The sequence below is a fragment of the Methylocella sp. CPCC 101449 genome (assembly GCF_031921685.1).
Lineage (GTDB): Bacteria > Pseudomonadota > Alphaproteobacteria > Rhizobiales > Beijerinckiaceae > Terripilifer.
In genome coordinates, this window is record NZ_JAPDHU010000005.1 from 1 (window position 1) to 15,247 (window position 15,247).

Below are 15,247 nucleotides of genomic sequence, written 5' to 3' on the forward strand. Positions count from 1 at the left end.
TTCGGCGGCAGCAACCGGATCGAGGCCAAGCGGATCGCCGATATGTTTGGCGATGGCCGCTTTTGCAGCCTCGACATCGAGCCGGGCGAGACCGCCGCCGATCGGCCGGTCGGCATTGATGCGGCCGAGCACCACATTGGCATCGGTCAATGTCGGCCGATCGTTGCCCTGGCCATAGCAAACGGGTCCCGGGACGGCGCCGGCGGATTCCGGGCCGACTTGCAGCAAGCCACCGCGATCGACAGAGGCGATGGAACCGCCGCCCGCGCCAATGGTGGTGACCTCGACAGTGATCGCGCGCATCGCGCCCTCGGCCATGATGGGACGTCTGATCGCTTTCTATCTGGTGATCGAGGGCGTGCTCGGCATCGGGATCGCGCCGACATTGACGGCCCTGGTCGTGGAACATGTCTTTGTCGGAGCGGCGCAGCCGATCCCGACGTCCATGGCGACCGTGCACGGACTTTACGACCTCATCGGCCTGGTCTTTGCCGTCTTGCTGTATCTAGGATTCCGTCATAGGCAAGCCTAGAGATTCGTCCACTAAGAAACGATCCGATGTTTGGGTTGAAATAGGATGCCGGCTTCTGCGAAGGCTTTGCGAGGGTGCTCTATCAAGAATTCATCCACCGTCGTCATTCTTATGATAGTGATGTTGGTGTTGCTATGGCAGCCGGCTGGTCTGGCATTTATCTTGCGATGATCACAATGGCGCTGGCCCAGATCGTCTAAACCCCAATAGTGAAGATCTGGACAAACGTACTGTGCTTGCCGAAGCCGAAAAATGTCTCGCCGAAAGCGTAAATGTGCTGGAGATAAGAATGAGGTCTTTAGTCATGCTTGCGATTTGTTGAGGATTGGCAATGTCGGCCACCGTGAGCACGCGGCGGACCTGTTCGCTTGAGATATCGCGGATCGTTGTTTCCTCTCAGAACTTTATGTTCAAGCTAGCGCGGAAAGTCTGGTCAGTGACGGTCGAACCGAACTGACCGCCGTAGGATACGCCAAGCATGGTGATGAATGACAGATTTAAGTCCAGCCCGGCTTTGCGCGCGATTGGAATCTTTGTGAGTACTAAATTGCGTGGAGAGCGTTAGATGATTGCTTTAGCTGGGCTGCTGACTTCAGCGTTTGAATGATTTCAGAAATAACGAGTCTGAGCCAAGCGTTCGCCGGGTCTGCATCAGCTCGCACATGCCATGCTAACGCGAGATGGAGGTTTGGCGTAATAATCGGCGCAGACACAAAGTCGAGCCCGTAGGCTTCGGCCAGATAGAATGCGGCAACAGACGGCACACTTGCTATACTTGCACGTAGTTTCAAGATAAATGGAAGCGTAGGGTAGTGAGATATTGCGGCTACGACATTGCGCGAGTAACCGAGGCTTTCTAAGTGGGCGTCCAGATTGTCGCGTAGAGCCCCGGTCGTTGAGACGATAACATGTGGTAACGTGAGGTAGGCGCTTATGTCTTCGGGAATGAACTTGGTAACGCGCGCGTCATAAAGAACAGAGAGATTGTCGGAATACAGAGGAAGAATTCGATGGCGGCTCTCTATAGCCGCTGCTGGTTCGGGAATGAGGGCGAGATCGGCATCGCCTTCATCTATGCGTCCTGACCAAGCGCGGAAATCGGTTGGCCGTACACTGAGGCGAACGTGAGGTGCCGTCTCAGCTAATCGCTGTAGAAGTTTTGGCAGAATAACGAACTCCAGATCGTCAGGCATCGCAAAACGCAGGGTGCGCGTACACGTTGCAGGATCGAAGTCGCCGACTTCTCTGAAGGCACTCTCCAAGCTGGCTAGGGCAGGTTCAATACGTTGCCAAAGCGCATTTGCGAAGGCAGTCGGTTCCATTCGCCCGCCGGTGCGCACAAATAGTCGATCCTGAAATGCGATGCGCAATCGGCCAAGGGACATACTCACCGCAGGTGCACTCAGGTGCAAAATTAGCGAAGCGCGAGTGACACTCTGCTCCCGCATCAACGCGGAAAAGACCAACAATAGATTGAGGTCTAGCTGTCCAAATTCAGTCTTATTGAAATTAATATTCATAACAATCAATTTGACTTATTTAATAGCCGTTGTCACCCTCGTTTCGAGAATAATCGGGGAAGGAAATGGCTCGCGAACACGATATCGATCCGTTGCTTTGGGCGGAAAGCGTCGGTCTATCCGAAATTGTTGCGCGCTTTCCGGAGGATGTCGTCGCGGCTTATCGCGATGTTCGTCGTGACCTTGAGGATCTGCCAAAGGAGAGAGCGGTCGCGACCCGGATCGAGCCGCAAGAGAAGCCAATCGCATGAACGATATCGCCTGGCTGGGTGTGGCTGACCTTGAGGGGGCCTACCGCACGCGCAAACTATCGCCTTTGGAAGTGGTACGTGCGCTTATTGAACGAATTCAAACGCATGACGGCTCGGTCAATTCGTTTATCAACGTCGATGCTGAGGCGGCACTCAAGGCCGCTGAGGTTGCGGAGTATGAGATTTTTCATGGCCGACACCGGGGCTCGCTGCACGGTGTACCGCTCGGTTTGAAGGACAATATCGATGTGGCGGGGCTGCCGACCACGTGCCACTCGAAGTTGCTTCTTAATTACGTTCCGTATCGCGACGCACACGTTGTAAGTGGGCTGCGGGCCGCCGGCGCAATTATATTAGGCAAGCAATCACTACACGAGTTTGCCTTCGGGGGACCGTCGGCGGAACTACCATTCCCGCATGCCAAACATCCTTGGAACATGGAATATCATCCAGGTGGATCGTCTTCCGGTTCCGGCGTGGCACTGGCTGCTGGGTTTGCGCCGCTGTCGATCGGTACTGACGCGGGAGGCTCAATCCGGAACCCAGCCGGTAGTTGTGGTCTGGTAGGGCTTAAGCCAACCTACGATCTATTGTCTCGACGCGGTGTATTTCCCGTTTCGCCATCGGTTGAGCATGTCGGACCAATGGCGCGCACGGTGACTGATATCGCGTTAGCCATGCATGAGCTGACGCAAGTCGACGGATATTCGGCGAATAGCGTGGCCGGTTTGGATATCAGCGAACTCGAGAGCGGTATCAAGGGTCTGCGTGTCGGTTTCGTACGCAAGTTTCACGAAGAAGACATGATTGCGGATCCGCAGTTGATCGCCGCCTTAGCCGAAGTGGCGCGGGTATTGGAAAGCGAGGGCGCAATCGTTCGAGAAGTTCGATTGCCGCGGGTACAAGAATTCGCTGCCGTTCATCGTGTAATCCTCTTGTCTGAGGCATGGAACGTGCATGCGCCGTGGTTGCGGACGCGACCTGGCGACTATACGACTCCGACGCGCCGCAAGGTTATGGCCGGCGCGTTTTTGACGGCTGGTCATCTGGCGCAGGCGCAAAGTTGCCGATCGGTTCTGACTCAGGCCGTCAATGATGCTTTTCAAGAATGCGACGTGTTGCTTACCGCGAGTGCGATGGATCCGGTTAGCAAAATCGCCGATCAGGCCGAGCTCCTTCGCACCTACTCGCGCCATGCGCGAAGCCCTTTCAATCTGACCGGACACCCGGCACTCGCGATGATGAGTGGTCGGGCGAACAATGAGCTTCCTCTGTCGATGCAACTCGTCGGTCGTCACTTGGGAGAGGCGACACTACTTCGCGTGGCACGAGCGTATGAAAGAGCGACGCAATGGATTGTGGGAAATCCACGCCCATTCGGGCGTTAAATCTGAATGCAATGATAAAAAGAAGGGAGAGCTACATGTCGCGCTTTTGCAGAATTTTTGTGTTTTCCGTCTTGGCGGTAATAGCTAACACTGCAGTACAAGCCCAGTCATCATTCCCTGAACGTCCGATTAGGATCGTTGTGCCGTATGCGGCGGGTGGTGGTGCCGATATTGTCGCCCGGCTGATTAGCGCGGGTTTGCAGCAGAAATTGGGGCAACCCTCATTTGTCGAGAATCGTACCGGAGCTGGAGGAAATATCGGAGCGCAGGTCGTTGCGACGTCCGAGCCTGACGGATACACGCTGTTGTTCACCGCACAGGGGCCATTAGCAGTCAATAAAGCACTTTATGCAAAGTTATCCTACGACCCCGACATGTTGTCGTCGGTATCTCTGGTGGTGACTGCTAACAGTGTCTTGCTGACGAATCCAAAAAAAGTGCCAGAAAAATCGTTGAGCGAACTTGTCAAGTTGGCGCAGAGCAAGCCAGGTAGCTTAAACTATGCGTCACAGGGCGTGGGCACGCAGGCTCATTTGACCGCCGAGCTCTTCAACTCCGTAGCCAATATCAAGCTGACCCATATTCCGTACGGTGGCAGCGGGCCAGCGCTGACAGATTTGGTCAATGGGGTCGTTGACGTTATGTTCGGCGAACTCGCGCCGGCCGGGCCTTACATTTCTTCGGGTACTTTGCATGCCGTCGCTATCACTGGTGCAGCTCCGAGTCGTATGCTGCCCGGCGTGCCCACCGTTCAGGAGACTTTTCCGGGTTTTGTCGTCACCTCATGGTGGGCGCTTGTTGGTCCGCCAAATCTGGCTTCCGACGTAACAGAAAAGCTGTCAAAGGCTGTCGCCGAGATCGTACGCACACCTGAAATCGCGGAGCGGCTACAGAGCCTTGGTATGAATCCCGCTGGGAGCACACCTGCCGAACTCGATACCTTCCGCAAGCAGGAAAGCGAACGATGGAGCAAAGTGGTGAAGTCGACTGGGATCGTATTGAATTAGGCGTTCTCTGTTGCAAGCATCTGTTCTAGATGTTCGTATTTAAGATAGGTACTATCCATAACGGATAGCCTTTGAGCCTGGGAGATCGACGACCTCAACGGCGGCACGTAGACAGCGTTAGGAGGCGGGGACAGAAAGTTCTTCGAGCTATAGTGCTTTAATCCCATTCTTAACTCTGGGCGCAGACGTCGCTTTAGCCGTTTTCGGTCGCTGGCTCCGACCGGCCAATAGTGCACTTGTCGTATTCTTAAATATTAGGACTAGATGGCGACTGATCTTTCTCCTTCCTTGCGATGTCTGCACGTATTGCGAGTGATCGCACGCCGCACGTCTTCCGAGCGACACCAGTTGCGTTCAATCTTTGCTCGCGCAGCCAGGGAGTAAATTTTCCGATGCGCAGGTTTGCGGCAGAGCGCCGAGTATATCTTTCCAACGCATGCCGTCAGCACTGGAAGTCGATAGCTTGGATTTCAGAAAGGAGGGACGCGACGCGATGTTTGGATGATGACCATCGGTGTACAGTCGCCAATAGCAAGCGCTGATGGCCAGCCAATCTCGCCACGAAAATGCTCGGAGCGCCAGTTGTAGGTGCGAGGGGTTCAGGGGAAGGGGCTCGAATACCACGTTCTGCAGAAATCCTTGAAGCTCTGCGTCGATCGTCACCAGCCGGATCCGAGTTCCGCATGGAGCGCGAGCCGGAGACGGGTCGGCTGAGAAACGCGACATCCGCAGCGATAGTGATTTGCCGGTCGGCTGGCCCCGTTCAGGCCGGCTCTTTGATCACGTCGTAGATCTGCTGCGACAATGCCCGCTGGTGCGCCACTGGCGCGCCTTCCATCTCCAACTGCCCCAATGCGATGGAGCCATTGACCACGGCGGTGCACCGGGCGTGGCGGCGCTGCTCGAAGATCGTGAATAGATCGGCCACGCCGTCGCGCATCAGTTCCGCCAGAACGATGCCGTCCTCGACCGCCAGCCCGGCGCCATAGCCAACATGCGGGGTGGTGGCATGGGCGGCATCACCGATCAAGAGGACGCGGCCCTTGTGCCAGGGCAAAGGCAGGAGGAGGGTTTCAAGCGGGCGATAGTTGATCCGCGAATGGGGGCCAAGATGGTCGCGGATCGTGCCGATATGGCCACCGAAGTCGGCCAGCTTGGCGCGCAACAGCTCCGGCCAATCGGCTTCCTCGTACCAGGGATTGCTTGGCTCCGCCGCGAGCACGAACAGATACATTTCCGCCTGCGAGACGGGATTGATGCCCGACTTATACTGCGTGCCGAAATAAAGCTCGCTCGTGGTCACATGGGCTGGACGAGGCGCGATGGCACGCCAGCAGCCTTGGCCGGTGAACTGAGGCCGTGACGCATCCGGCATGATCTGCTGACGTGTCGTCGACATCAGTCCGTCCGCGCCGATGGCGAAGTCGAAACGGCCTTCGCTGCCGTCGCTGAACTGGGCTCTGATGCAGTCTGGTTCTTCGCTCCAGTGGGGCACCGTCAGTCCAGTCCGGTAGCGGATTCCGGCTGCGATAGCTGCTTCCTTCATGATCGCGTGCAACACCGGACGGAGGATACCGCCCATGACCGGCACGTCACGGCCATAGACTTCTTCGGTATTGCTTTCCACGAGCACTTTGCCGAAGCGATCGCACACGCGGGAAGTTCCATGGACGTAGCCGGCCTTGATGATCCGCTCCAACACGCCCAACGATTTGAAGGCCCGCGCCGTCGCGCCATTGAACGTCAGGCCGGCGCCGAGCGCGCTCCATTGCTGATCGCGTTCGATCAACAGGACCTCACAACCCACCTGCGAGAGGGCGATGGCCGCCGAAAGACCACCAATTCCACCTCCAACAATCAGCACATTCTTCTGCCGGCTCATGAAGTTTTCGTCTCCTTCACGCCCTGTCGGGCAGGTAACGCTAAAAGATCGCGAGCATTGCCGCCTAGAATAGCTGCTCGATCAGCGGCGCTGAGGCCGGCGACAGCTTCGATCAATCCGTGCGGATCATAGTCGCCCATGTCGAAGGGGTAGTCGGTGCCCAGAACGACGCGATCAATACCGACGACGTCGATGAGGCGGCGCAGATGTTCGGAATCGTAAACCACCGTATCGAACCAGATCCGGCGCAGATAGTCGCTGGGGCGGTTCGCGCAGCAGGAACATTCCGGACGCATGGCGTAAGCATGATCGGAGCGCCCCATGTAAAGCGGGAGATAGCCGCCGCCATGGACCGCACAGAGCTTCAGTGTGGGATAGCGATCGAAATGACCGTCCATGATCAGATGCGAGAGGGCGATCGCTGTTTCGGCCGGCTGTCCGACTAAGTTTGAGAGATAATGCGTGTCGAGGCGCGGCCCGATGGTCGTTCCTAGCGGATGCAGGAGCACCATGACGTTGAGCTGCTCGACCTGCTGCCAGAAGGGCGCGAACCGCGCATCGGCGATGGAAACACCTTCGACATGGGAGGAAATCTCAAAGCCGCGCAGACCCAGTTCTACGACGGCATGGTGCACCTGTTCGGCGGCGAGCTGAGGATGTTGCAAGGCCACGGTTCCCAAACCCACCAGCCGGTCGGGGTAACGGGCGCAGACTTCGGCGATGCGCTCGTTCTGCGCGCGCACGATGGCGCGGCTCTGCTCCAAATCAAGCCAATAATAGTATTGAGTGGGCGAAGGGCTCAGGGCCTGGATGTCTACGCCCATGGCGTCCATGTCGGCCAGACGTACTTCGATGTCGCTGAGTTTCGGCGCATAGGCACTGCGGATCAATTCCGCATTGTAAGCGGCCGATTGCGCCGCGGGCGCCGACAGGGGCGGGGGCGCAGGGCGGGCTATCGCCGCGACCGTGGTCTCGACTTCGCGATTCAGGTAGTGGCAGTGCAGATCGATGACCGTGCCGGAGCCGGGGCGTGTCCTTGGTGCCGGGGGGCGGGTTTCAAGACGGATGTCACATCCGTGCACGCCGCTGGTCGGGGTCGGTGTCGTCATCGTCCGTCAATCAGGATGAAAGCGACACGAGCCATGGCATTGGTACGATTCTCCCACGCGTGGTTGGTGGCGCGCTGAATCAGAATGTCGCCGGCGTTCAGGTTGGTCTCGTCATTGTCCATGATCGCCGTGATCGTGCCGTTGAGCACGATGGCGTAATCGACGGTCTGCGTCAGATGCATGCCCGGCTGCTGGTGCGCGCTGTTGTGGGCGGCATCAGCGAAGAGGCCTGTCAGCGAGGCTGAAGCTTGCCGGCGCCGTTCTTCCGGATCAGCCGGGCGCGGCGGAAAATCGATCACGCGCAGCACGGTTCCATTCTTTGGCGGCATCACGCCGGCTTGTGTCGTGATCGTGTCGGCGGCGTTCACATCTGTCGGCGCATCGATGGTGCGCCAGATATTGGCGTTGCGATAGCCAGGGCGCCCCGGTGTCGTCAGAATGGCGGGCGAAACACCATCTTCCATGAGATAGGAGCGGCCTTTTTCGTCATTGGCGGTCACGACGCGGCGGACGTGCGGAAGGGGATCAGGCAGCATGGGTGGCCTCCGAACCTTGAGATGCGCGAAGAAGCGGATGGGCATGATTTGCGACGACGCGATTGCGCTGCCGGCCGCAGAACTGCACTTCTGTTTCGACGATATCGCCTGCGCGCAGGAATTCGCCGCGCTCCTGGCCTGTTCCCGCCGGCGTGCCGGTGGCCAGCATGTCGCCGGGCCGCAACGTCATCATCCGCGAGGCATATTCGATCTGCTCTTCGATGCCGAAGGTCATGTCCTTGCTGTTGCCGTCCTGTTTGATCTCGCCGTTCACCCACAGTTTGATCGACAGGTTGGCGTGATCGGGCACGAAAGCCTTGGGTGTAAAATAGGGGCCGATCGGCGCAAAGCTGTCATAGCTCTTGCCCGCCAGCCAATCCGAGCGAATGGTGGGGCGATCGTCGCGCCATGTCAGATCGCGGCAGGACACATCATTGGTGCTCATATAGCCAGCGATGTGCTGGGCCGCATCGGCCTGGCCGATGCGATAGCCTGGCGTGCCGATGACGACCATCAGTTCGGCTTCCCAATCGATCCGTTGCAGGCCTTCGGGCAGGATGATGTCGTCAAACGCGCCGGTTGGCTCATTCAATTTGCCGAAGGCATAGGGCCGCAGCGGCGGTAGAGGTTTATTGGTATTGCCGGCGACGGGCGGCGTGAATGTCTTGCGCATGCCGGCCACATGGTCGCTGTAGTTGGCGGCGGCATAGATCATTTTTCCGGGCCGGCCGAGCGGCGGCAGCGGCCTGGTGGCGGTCAGCGGAGTGAAGTCTTGCAGGCCTTGGCGCACCGCATGGGCCGATACTTTTGCCAAGAGATCGAAGTTCCGTTCCCAGTCGGCCAACACGTCGGCGACATGAGCATGGTGGGGCAGGGCGACCCCGGCTTGGCTCGCGGCTTGCGTGAGATCGCCGACCTTATCGTCGATCACCAGGCCGATGAAGGTTTTCTCAGGTCCGGCAAAGGTGCCGAGATGGAAGGGCTTGTCGCTCATGGTTCCGTCCTTGAATGGGTGCGCGTTGCGATGCGCTCAGCGCGCAGGCGGGTTGAATGTCGTGGACCAGGCAGCCGTGTTCTCCGGCACGAAATCCCATTCGCGGACGGCCCAGTTGTCGTCGGCGCGATCCATGTCGGCGGTCAGCTCCATCGCGCCGCCGCAGGGGCTGTTGAAATACCAGAAGTAGTTCGAGCCGATGCGGTGGCGTCCCGGGCCGATCTTGGAGAGCCAGCCATGTTCCAGCATTTTCTGCCCGCCCATGACGATCTCGTTGAAATCGGTCACCGGGAAGGCGATGTGATGCAGACCGCGCGCCGGGCCTTGAATGAGGAATAGATTGTGATGGTAGGTGGAGCCTGAGGAGCGCAGGAACACGCCGCGATTGTCGCGAAAGCGATCGCTGACACGAAACTGCAGGCGATCGACATAGAAACGTGTGGCGCGGGCCACGTCCGGCGTAAAGAGCACAACATGCGCCACCGAGACGGGCCGCACAGCTTCGGCAAAATCGATGCGGCTGTTCAGGGGACGGCTGGGCTCGGCGCCATAAATGTTGAGACGATTGGCGGCAGGGGCAATGCGCTTGCGTCGTCCGGTGCGGAAAGCCAGGCCGTAGCCATCGTCATCTGTGCTGTGGAGTGTTCCTTCGTCGTCTTCCTGCACGGGCCGATCGCGCGACAGCTCCGCCGCGATGGCGGCGAGGTTGTCGCTGGCCGCGACAGCCCAGATCGCTTCGCGAATCGTCGACCCTGGCGCGACCGCGGCCGGAAGCCCATTGTCTTCGGCCTTGCGGAGCAAGAGTTCCGTGCCGTCGAGCGTTGCGAAATGCGTGTAGGATGTTCCCGACGCCTGCTGCGCCAGGCCGAAGTCGCGATAAAATTCCGCAGCCGCGGACATGTCCTCGACACCCAGGACGGCTCCGTCCAACCCAGTGATCAGCATGGCGATCCTCCCATGTTTCGGTTTAATTCTTTTAATAAAGAATTGTCAAGTGAATTGCTAGCGCAGGACGCGTTGATCGCTGAGATCCTTAGCGCCACGGGTTTCCGCTAAGGTCGCGCCGCGATAAGCGATGATAGGCAAGTCGGCGAGCGCGTTGATGATGTGAAACATCGTCGGCAGCTCTTCCCAAGTCGATCTCACGAATTCAACACGGCCGCTGCCGCGCTGAAAGCGATCGTATTGAACCTTCGCGCCACCCGATGGCGTCAGCACGATCTCGTCGATCGCGGCGCTGATGCCGCCAACCTGCGGGAAAAAGCGATGATGAAGCGTGCCGTCTCTTGCCGTTGATGGTGGCGGTGCAGCGTCGGCCAGATCGGAAAGGGCAAGGCGCATGAAGGGATGCTCGTCCCAGATCGCCGAATAGGTGCGGGTGCCGTTCAGGCTGCGCGGGGCGGGCAGTTGGCAATGCAATTTCGCAAAACCGAGTTCTTCGCGTCCGCTGAGAATCGGATCGACGCGATTTTCCCAAAGCACCGCCAGAAAGGAGCCGCGCGCCGCCTCAGTGGGGCCGCGATAGAGAACGGGAAACTTGATGCCGAGCATCGAATAGCTGCGGCCGGCGAGCCATTGTAGCTCACGCAATTCGGCATGTTCGACGGTGACGATGGGTTCGCCATCCAGCATGCAGTGAGGCGGCAGGAGTTTGCTTAGCGCATCTTGCGTCGTCAGAAATGAGACGGTCGCCGTGGTGCGGGGCGCTTCGGAATAGTCGTACATTTCACCGTTCGGGCCCTGTCGCGGGCCGACGGTGGGGCCGAAGACGACGGGCATGCGGTAGCGCAGACGCGCGGCAATCTGGTTCACACGCTCATTCATGATCGCGGGGCCTCATCTTCGCTCTTGCGTTTCCAAATAATTCTTTGTATAGAGAATAAATGGTCGCGCTATCGAGGGCAAGTGCGAAGTTTGTTTGCGGCAATCCGGGAGGGTGGAATGATTATCGACAATGTTTCCAATTTATATCCGGGCACGCTGCCGGCGCCGCGCAATGCCTGGTATGTCGTCGCCTTCTCGGACGAGGTCACGAAGAAGCCGATGGCGCGGCGCATTCTTGGCGATCGCGTCGTTCTCTATCGCACCACTGGCGGCAAGCCGGTTGTGTTGGCCGATTATTGTGCCCACCGCGCCATGGCGCTCTCGCAGGGCAAACGTGTCGCCGAGGATCGCCTGCAATGTCCGTATCATGGCCTTGAATATGGGCCGGATGGCGCCTGCGCCTATATTCCTTCGCAGCCGAACATCCCGAGCAAGATGAAGGTGCATTCCTATCCGACCATCGAGCGCTGGCAGTGGCTGTGGGTGTGGATGGGCGAACCCAATGAAGCGGACGAGGCGCTGATTCCCAATCACGAGGATTTCGGTCTTGCCGAGGACGACGGCTTCTTCAAGACGCAACGTTTCCGCATGGATTTCGGCGGCAGTTTCCAGCTCGTGCATGAAAACGTGCTCGATGTTTCGCACATCTCCTTTCTCCACGAAGGTTTTTTCGACAGTGGCAAGATCGTTGAAACTCCGGCCATCACGGACGTGGAAGGCGACACCATCACCATTTCCCGGCGCATCACCGAAGTGGTGACCGGCGCCTATGCCAAGGTATTCGGCTTTGCCGAGGGAACGCGGGTCGAGCGAGAATTGATCTCGAAGACCTGGGTGCCGAATCTGAATGTCGTCACCAATGTCTTTCGTTTTCCCGATGAACCCGATCGTGCGCCGGCGATTCGCCATGCGCCATTCGCGATCACGCCGGAAACCGCGACCAGCTGCCACTACTTCGTCGCTTCCGCGAGCAATTTCGGCAAGAAGCAGGAAGGCGAAGCGCTGGCGCGGGAGAATCAGACGGTGTGGGACATCTTCCTTACCGACAAGGTGGCCGTCGAATCGATCCAGGAATCCTACAATGAGATGGGCGCCGATACGCCCGATGTCAGCGTCAAAGCCGATGAAGCAGCATTGCGCTTCCGGCGCATTCTGCTGAAGCAGGCTGCCGCTGAAGCGCGGGAAACGGCCGAGCCGCGCAGCCGCGTCCCCGCCTGATCGAGGGACAAACCTCTTTATATAAATTTTCTCATATCAAGTGCCGGCGGCCTCTGGGGCCGCCGCATCGGGGCTTGAGTGCCCCACGTCGCATGAGCCAATATCTGGTATATTTGATTTGGCTGATGATCCGGCCCGCACTGGCGCTGCCAGGCGGGCTCGCGAAATCGACGGAAGAATATGATGAGCGAACAATCGACGGCTCCGAGGAAAAGAGGCCGCCCGAGAAAGCAGGAGACCGATGTTGGCCGGCAGGGCCTCATCAATGCCGCCAAGGATGTGTTTGCCACCGTCGATCCGACGATGGTCAACCGGCTGACCTTGGCCGAGCGCATTGGCGTCGATCCCAATCTGATCCGCTATTATTTTGGCAATATGCAGCAGTTGTTCGTCGAGGTGATCGCCGACGCACATCGCAGTGCGCGGACCGACATGTCGGCGCGGCGCAAGCAGGACAAGCCGCTCGAGAGGCTGCGCTATCGTATCGAACGGCAGTTCCGGCTGTTTCACGAGAATCCGCATCACCACAAGATGGTGACGATGACGCTCTATGAGGATGCGGATTCCGAAGCGCATGAAGAATGGGTTGCGATCTTGAAGGATTCGCTGGCCGATCTTTCGGAGATTATCACGGCCGGCGTGAAGGAAGGTTCGATGCGAAAGGTCGATCCACGTTTCCTGCACATGCTGATCATTGCAGCCTGCGAATTCTGGAATACCAATACGCCGATCGTCGACATCGTTTGCGGCGAGAAATCCAAGCGCGATGCGCGCGATCGGGCCTATGTCGATTTTCTTTACGACCTGGTGGTGCGCGCTTTGAAACCTTAAGTCCGCTTCGAAATTCATTGACTCTCCGCACGCCTCCCATTATTTTCTTTTTTGAGGGAATATTTGGGAGGGAGCGCTATGTTGCAACGAAGTGGGGAGCTTGCCCCGACATCCGCCGATATCGCAGTGGCGTCAAAAGCCCAGGAGCGTGATGACGGGCTGTTCCGCTCGCCGTCTCGCCAATGGTGGCTTGTCATCTGTCTGACGTTGTTCAGCACGCTTGCCTATATCGACAAGAACATCATCGTCCTGATGATGCGCTCGATTCAGACCGATCTGAATCTCACCTTCACGCAAACCACTCTCGCCGTCGGAACGGCCTTTGCCTTCGCCAATGTTCTCATCGGCATTCCCGCCGGCTGGATGGCCGATCGTTATCAGCGCCGGGCGATCGTCGCCGTGGCCGTGGCGCTGTGGTCATTGATGGCCATCCTTTGCGGCGTGGCGACGAGCTTTCTCACTTTGTTTCTCGTGCGCGCCGGTGTCGGCATGGCGGAAGGGCTGCTGCCGCCGAGCAGCTATTCGCTGATCAAGGACGGCGTCTCGCCGTCTCGACATGGCCGCGCCTTCAGCATTTTCGGCATGTCAGTTCTGGTCGGCACGGGATTGGCATTCGTCGTCGGCGGGTTGCTGATCGGTTATGTGGTGAGCCATGATTTCAGCGGCGTTCTTCTGCTCGGGCAGATGAAGCCTTGGGCCATCGCGATCGCGCTCGTTGGCCTGGCCGGCTTTCCCATCGCGCTTCTGGCCTTCACCTTTGCCGAGCCGGCGCGCCAGACATCGCGCGCCAAGAGCGAAGTCTCGTTCGCTGAAATCTGGCGCTTCATCGGCAAAGAGCGAGCGATCCTGATCCCGCTGGCCGGCGTCTCTGTCGCCCATGCCATGCTCACCAATTCGCTCAATCTTTGGGTGCCGCCGCTTCTGAACCTGCGTTTTGGATTGACGCCGGCCCAGATGGGCTTTCCGCTCGGCATGCTGCTGTTGATCGCAGGCCCGATCGGCCTCATCGCCGCTGGTTCTCTGATTGATAAGCTCGATGCGACCGGGCGCTACGGTTCGGCTATCACCGCCATCCTCGTTTCGGTGCCGCTGGCGCTTCTGGCCATCGCGCATGCCCTGGTGCCGACGCTCACTCAGTTCTGGATCGTGCAAGGCAGCTTGCTACTCTTTGCCACCACCTATCTTGTGGTCACCTCTACGGTGATTGCGCGCATTGCACCTTCGGCCATGATGGGGCGTCTGATCGCGCTTTATCTGGTGATTCAGGGCGTGCTCGGCATCGGTATCGCTCCAACATTGACGGCCCTGGTCGTGGAACATGTTTTTGTCGGAACGGCGCAACCGATCCCGACATCCATGGCGACTGTGCATGGACTTTACGGCGTCATCGGCCTGATTTTTGCCGTCTTGCTATATCTAGGCTTCCGTCATCGGCAGGCCTAGAGATTCGTCCGCTAAGAAGCGATCCGATGCTTGGGTTGAGGTGGAATTACAGGTTTCCTGCTCCGATTCTGCGAGGGCTTTGCTAGGGAAGCCGGTGCTGAAATTTGTCATAGCAATTCAGCGATGAAGCGGTCAGTCGCACCAGCCTTGATGTGCGACGCCTCAAGTTGCCGCCTCAACAGGTCGCACACGGCAGGTCCTTCATCGAGAAAGCTGCTCATGCAGATATCGGGCAATGCACGGGTTGCGGCCGCGCGCAATGTGCGCTGGGCCTGCACGTTATCGCCGCTGGCGGCTTGGCAATGGGCCAGAAGAATTTCCCCATTTGATGCTCGCCTGCAGCGAGACCTGATGACACTATGGACAGCACATCTGTGCACTGGCGGCTCCATACGAACCGTTCTGATTATAAAAAGAAAGCTCCGGATTTCTCCGGAGCTCTTGAGACCACCTCTGGAATGCCACCAGTACATCCGTGGCTCGCATCCAAAAGATTACCGCATCTTTGACAAGCAGATCGGCATCAAGCAACGCAGCAAATGGGACATCTCGCGCCTGGCATTCGATCCGGTGACCGTCGGCGCGCGAGCTTGTGGCGGGGAACTGCGCGCCACTGTGAGGGCGTTACTGTGAAGTAGATCGGGTCGCGCGGCCGATCCTTCCAAGCACCGAAGCGCGACCCTAGCCAAGCGTCATGGGCACTCAGCTTGGT

The 15,247-nt window shown here is 58.4% G+C and carries 14 protein-coding genes and 1 pseudogene; 7 read left to right on the forward strand and 8 right to left on the reverse strand.

Annotated elements, in window-relative coordinates:
• A pseudogene (locus OIM99_RS27600) lies at positions 1 to 285 on the reverse strand (hydantoinase/oxoprolinase family protein); the annotation flags it as partial.
• A gap of 4 nt (positions 286 to 289) precedes the next feature.
• Between OIM99_RS27600 and OIM99_RS27605 the strand changes: the two are divergent.
• Positions 290 to 532 (forward strand): hypothetical protein, encoded by a 243-nt coding sequence (locus tag OIM99_RS27605; RefSeq protein WP_311853753.1) that lies wholly within the window; start codon positions 290 to 292, stop codon positions 530 to 532.
• Between the two features lie 542 nt (positions 533 to 1,074).
• Here OIM99_RS27605 and OIM99_RS27610 read toward each other — a convergent pair.
• Positions 1,075 to 2,052, reverse strand: a complete 978-nt coding sequence (locus OIM99_RS27610) for a LysR substrate-binding domain-containing protein (RefSeq protein WP_311853754.1) — start codon at positions 2,050 to 2,052, stop codon at positions 1,075 to 1,077.
• A gap of 247 nt (positions 2,053 to 2,299) precedes the next feature.
• On the opposite strand from OIM99_RS27610, the gene OIM99_RS27615 reads away from it, so the two are divergent.
• On the forward strand, positions 2,300 to 3,691 hold the full coding sequence (locus tag OIM99_RS27615) for an amidase (RefSeq protein ID WP_311853755.1): 1,392 nt from the start codon (positions 2,300 to 2,302) through the stop codon (positions 3,689 to 3,691).
• 35 nt (positions 3,692 to 3,726) lie between these two features.
• Positions 3,727 to 4,698: a tripartite tricarboxylate transporter substrate binding protein gene (locus tag OIM99_RS27620; RefSeq protein WP_311853756.1), complete on the forward strand. Its 972-nt coding sequence runs from the start codon at positions 3,727 to 3,729 to the stop codon at positions 4,696 to 4,698.
• A 763-nt stretch (positions 4,699 to 5,461) separates the two neighbouring features.
• Here OIM99_RS27620 and OIM99_RS27625 read toward each other — a convergent pair.
• Genes OIM99_RS27625 through OIM99_RS27650 form a run of 6 tightly spaced genes read right to left on the reverse strand, consistent with a single transcriptional unit; the run spans position 5,462 to position 11,043 of the window.
• Complete coding sequence (locus OIM99_RS27625) at positions 5,462 to 6,580, reverse strand: FAD-dependent monooxygenase (protein ID WP_311853757.1); 1,119 nt, start codon at positions 6,578 to 6,580, stop codon at positions 5,462 to 5,464.
• Positions 6,577 to 7,689, reverse strand: a complete 1,113-nt coding sequence (locus tag OIM99_RS27630) for an amidohydrolase family protein (protein WP_311853758.1) — start codon at positions 7,687 to 7,689, stop codon at positions 6,577 to 6,579. Before OIM99_RS27630 ends, OIM99_RS27625 begins: the two co-directional genes overlap by 4 nt.
• On the reverse strand, positions 7,686 to 8,225 hold the full coding sequence (locus OIM99_RS27635) for a cupin domain-containing protein (RefSeq protein ID WP_311853759.1): 540 nt from the start codon (positions 8,223 to 8,225) through the stop codon (positions 7,686 to 7,688). Before OIM99_RS27635 ends, OIM99_RS27630 begins: the two co-directional genes overlap by 4 nt.
• Positions 8,215 to 9,219 (reverse strand): fumarylacetoacetate hydrolase family protein, encoded by a 1,005-nt coding sequence (locus tag OIM99_RS27640; protein WP_311853760.1) that lies wholly within the window; start codon positions 9,217 to 9,219, stop codon positions 8,215 to 8,217. Before OIM99_RS27640 ends, OIM99_RS27635 begins: the two co-directional genes overlap by 11 nt.
• Positions 9,220 to 9,255: 36 nt before the next feature.
• Positions 9,256 to 10,164, reverse strand: a complete 909-nt coding sequence (locus tag OIM99_RS27645; protein ID WP_311853761.1) for a VOC family protein — start codon at positions 10,162 to 10,164, stop codon at positions 9,256 to 9,258.
• Positions 10,165 to 10,221: 57 nt separating this feature from the next.
• A complete protein-coding gene (locus tag OIM99_RS27650; RefSeq protein ID WP_311853762.1) occupies positions 10,222 to 11,043 on the reverse strand; it encodes an acetoacetate decarboxylase family protein in 822 nt (273 codons plus the stop codon).
• Between the two features lie 117 nt (positions 11,044 to 11,160).
• Here OIM99_RS27650 and OIM99_RS27655 point away from each other — a divergent pair, with 117 nt between their 5' ends.
• The 4 genes from OIM99_RS27655 to OIM99_RS27670 all read left to right on the forward strand — a co-directional run bounded on the left by OIM99_RS27655 (position 11,161) and on the right by OIM99_RS27670 (position 15,168).
• Complete coding sequence (locus tag OIM99_RS27655) at positions 11,161 to 12,261, forward strand: aromatic ring-hydroxylating dioxygenase subunit alpha (protein WP_311853763.1); 1,101 nt, start codon at positions 11,161 to 11,163, stop codon at positions 12,259 to 12,261.
• Between the two features lie 183 nt (positions 12,262 to 12,444).
• Positions 12,445 to 13,092 (forward strand): TetR/AcrR family transcriptional regulator, encoded by a 648-nt coding sequence (locus tag OIM99_RS27660; RefSeq protein WP_311853764.1) that lies wholly within the window; start codon positions 12,445 to 12,447, stop codon positions 13,090 to 13,092.
• A 78-nt stretch (positions 13,093 to 13,170) separates the two neighbouring features.
• On the forward strand, positions 13,171 to 14,535 hold the full coding sequence (locus tag OIM99_RS27665; protein ID WP_311853765.1) for an MFS transporter: 1,365 nt from the start codon (positions 13,171 to 13,173) through the stop codon (positions 14,533 to 14,535).
• 219 nt (positions 14,536 to 14,754) lie between these two features.
• Positions 14,755 to 15,168 (forward strand): hypothetical protein, encoded by a 414-nt coding sequence (locus OIM99_RS27670; RefSeq protein WP_311853766.1) that lies wholly within the window; start codon positions 14,755 to 14,757, stop codon positions 15,166 to 15,168.
• The last annotated feature ends 79 nt before the right edge of the window (positions 15,169 to 15,247 follow it).

Excerpts from the sequence above, each read along its gene's own strand:
- OIM99_RS27610 (WP_311853754.1), bottom strand. The coding sequence starts at position 2,052 with ATGAATATTAATTTCAATAAGACTGAATTTGGACAGCTAGACCTCAAT.
- OIM99_RS27615 (WP_311853755.1), top strand. The coding sequence starts at position 2,300 with ATGAACGATATCGCCTGGCTGGGTGTGGCTGACCTTGAGGGGGCCTAC.
- OIM99_RS27620 (WP_311853756.1), top strand. The coding sequence starts at position 3,727 with ATGTCGCGCTTTTGCAGAATTTTTGTGTTTTCCGTCTTGGCGGTAATA.
- OIM99_RS27625 (WP_311853757.1), bottom strand. The coding sequence starts at position 6,580 with ATGAGCCGGCAGAAGAATGTGCTGATTGTTGGAGGTGGAATTGGTGGT.
- OIM99_RS27630 (WP_311853758.1), bottom strand. The coding sequence starts at position 7,689 with ATGACGACACCGACCCCGACCAGCGGCGTGCACGGATGTGACATCCGT.
- OIM99_RS27635 (WP_311853759.1), bottom strand. The coding sequence starts at position 8,225 with ATGCTGCCTGATCCCCTTCCGCACGTCCGCCGCGTCGTGACCGCCAAT.
- OIM99_RS27640 (WP_311853760.1), bottom strand. The coding sequence starts at position 9,219 with ATGAGCGACAAGCCCTTCCATCTCGGCACCTTTGCCGGACCTGAGAAA.
- OIM99_RS27645 (WP_311853761.1), bottom strand. The coding sequence starts at position 10,164 with ATGCTGATCACTGGGTTGGACGGAGCCGTCCTGGGTGTCGAGGACATG.
- OIM99_RS27650 (WP_311853762.1), bottom strand. The coding sequence starts at position 11,043 with ATGAATGAGCGTGTGAACCAGATTGCCGCGCGTCTGCGCTACCGCATG.
- OIM99_RS27655 (WP_311853763.1), top strand. The coding sequence starts at position 11,161 with ATGATTATCGACAATGTTTCCAATTTATATCCGGGCACGCTGCCGGCG.
- OIM99_RS27660 (WP_311853764.1), top strand. The coding sequence starts at position 12,445 with ATGAGCGAACAATCGACGGCTCCGAGGAAAAGAGGCCGCCCGAGAAAG.
- OIM99_RS27665 (WP_311853765.1), top strand. The coding sequence starts at position 13,171 with ATGTTGCAACGAAGTGGGGAGCTTGCCCCGACATCCGCCGATATCGCA.
- OIM99_RS27670 (WP_311853766.1), top strand. The coding sequence starts at position 14,755 with ATGCAGATATCGGGCAATGCACGGGTTGCGGCCGCGCGCAATGTGCGC.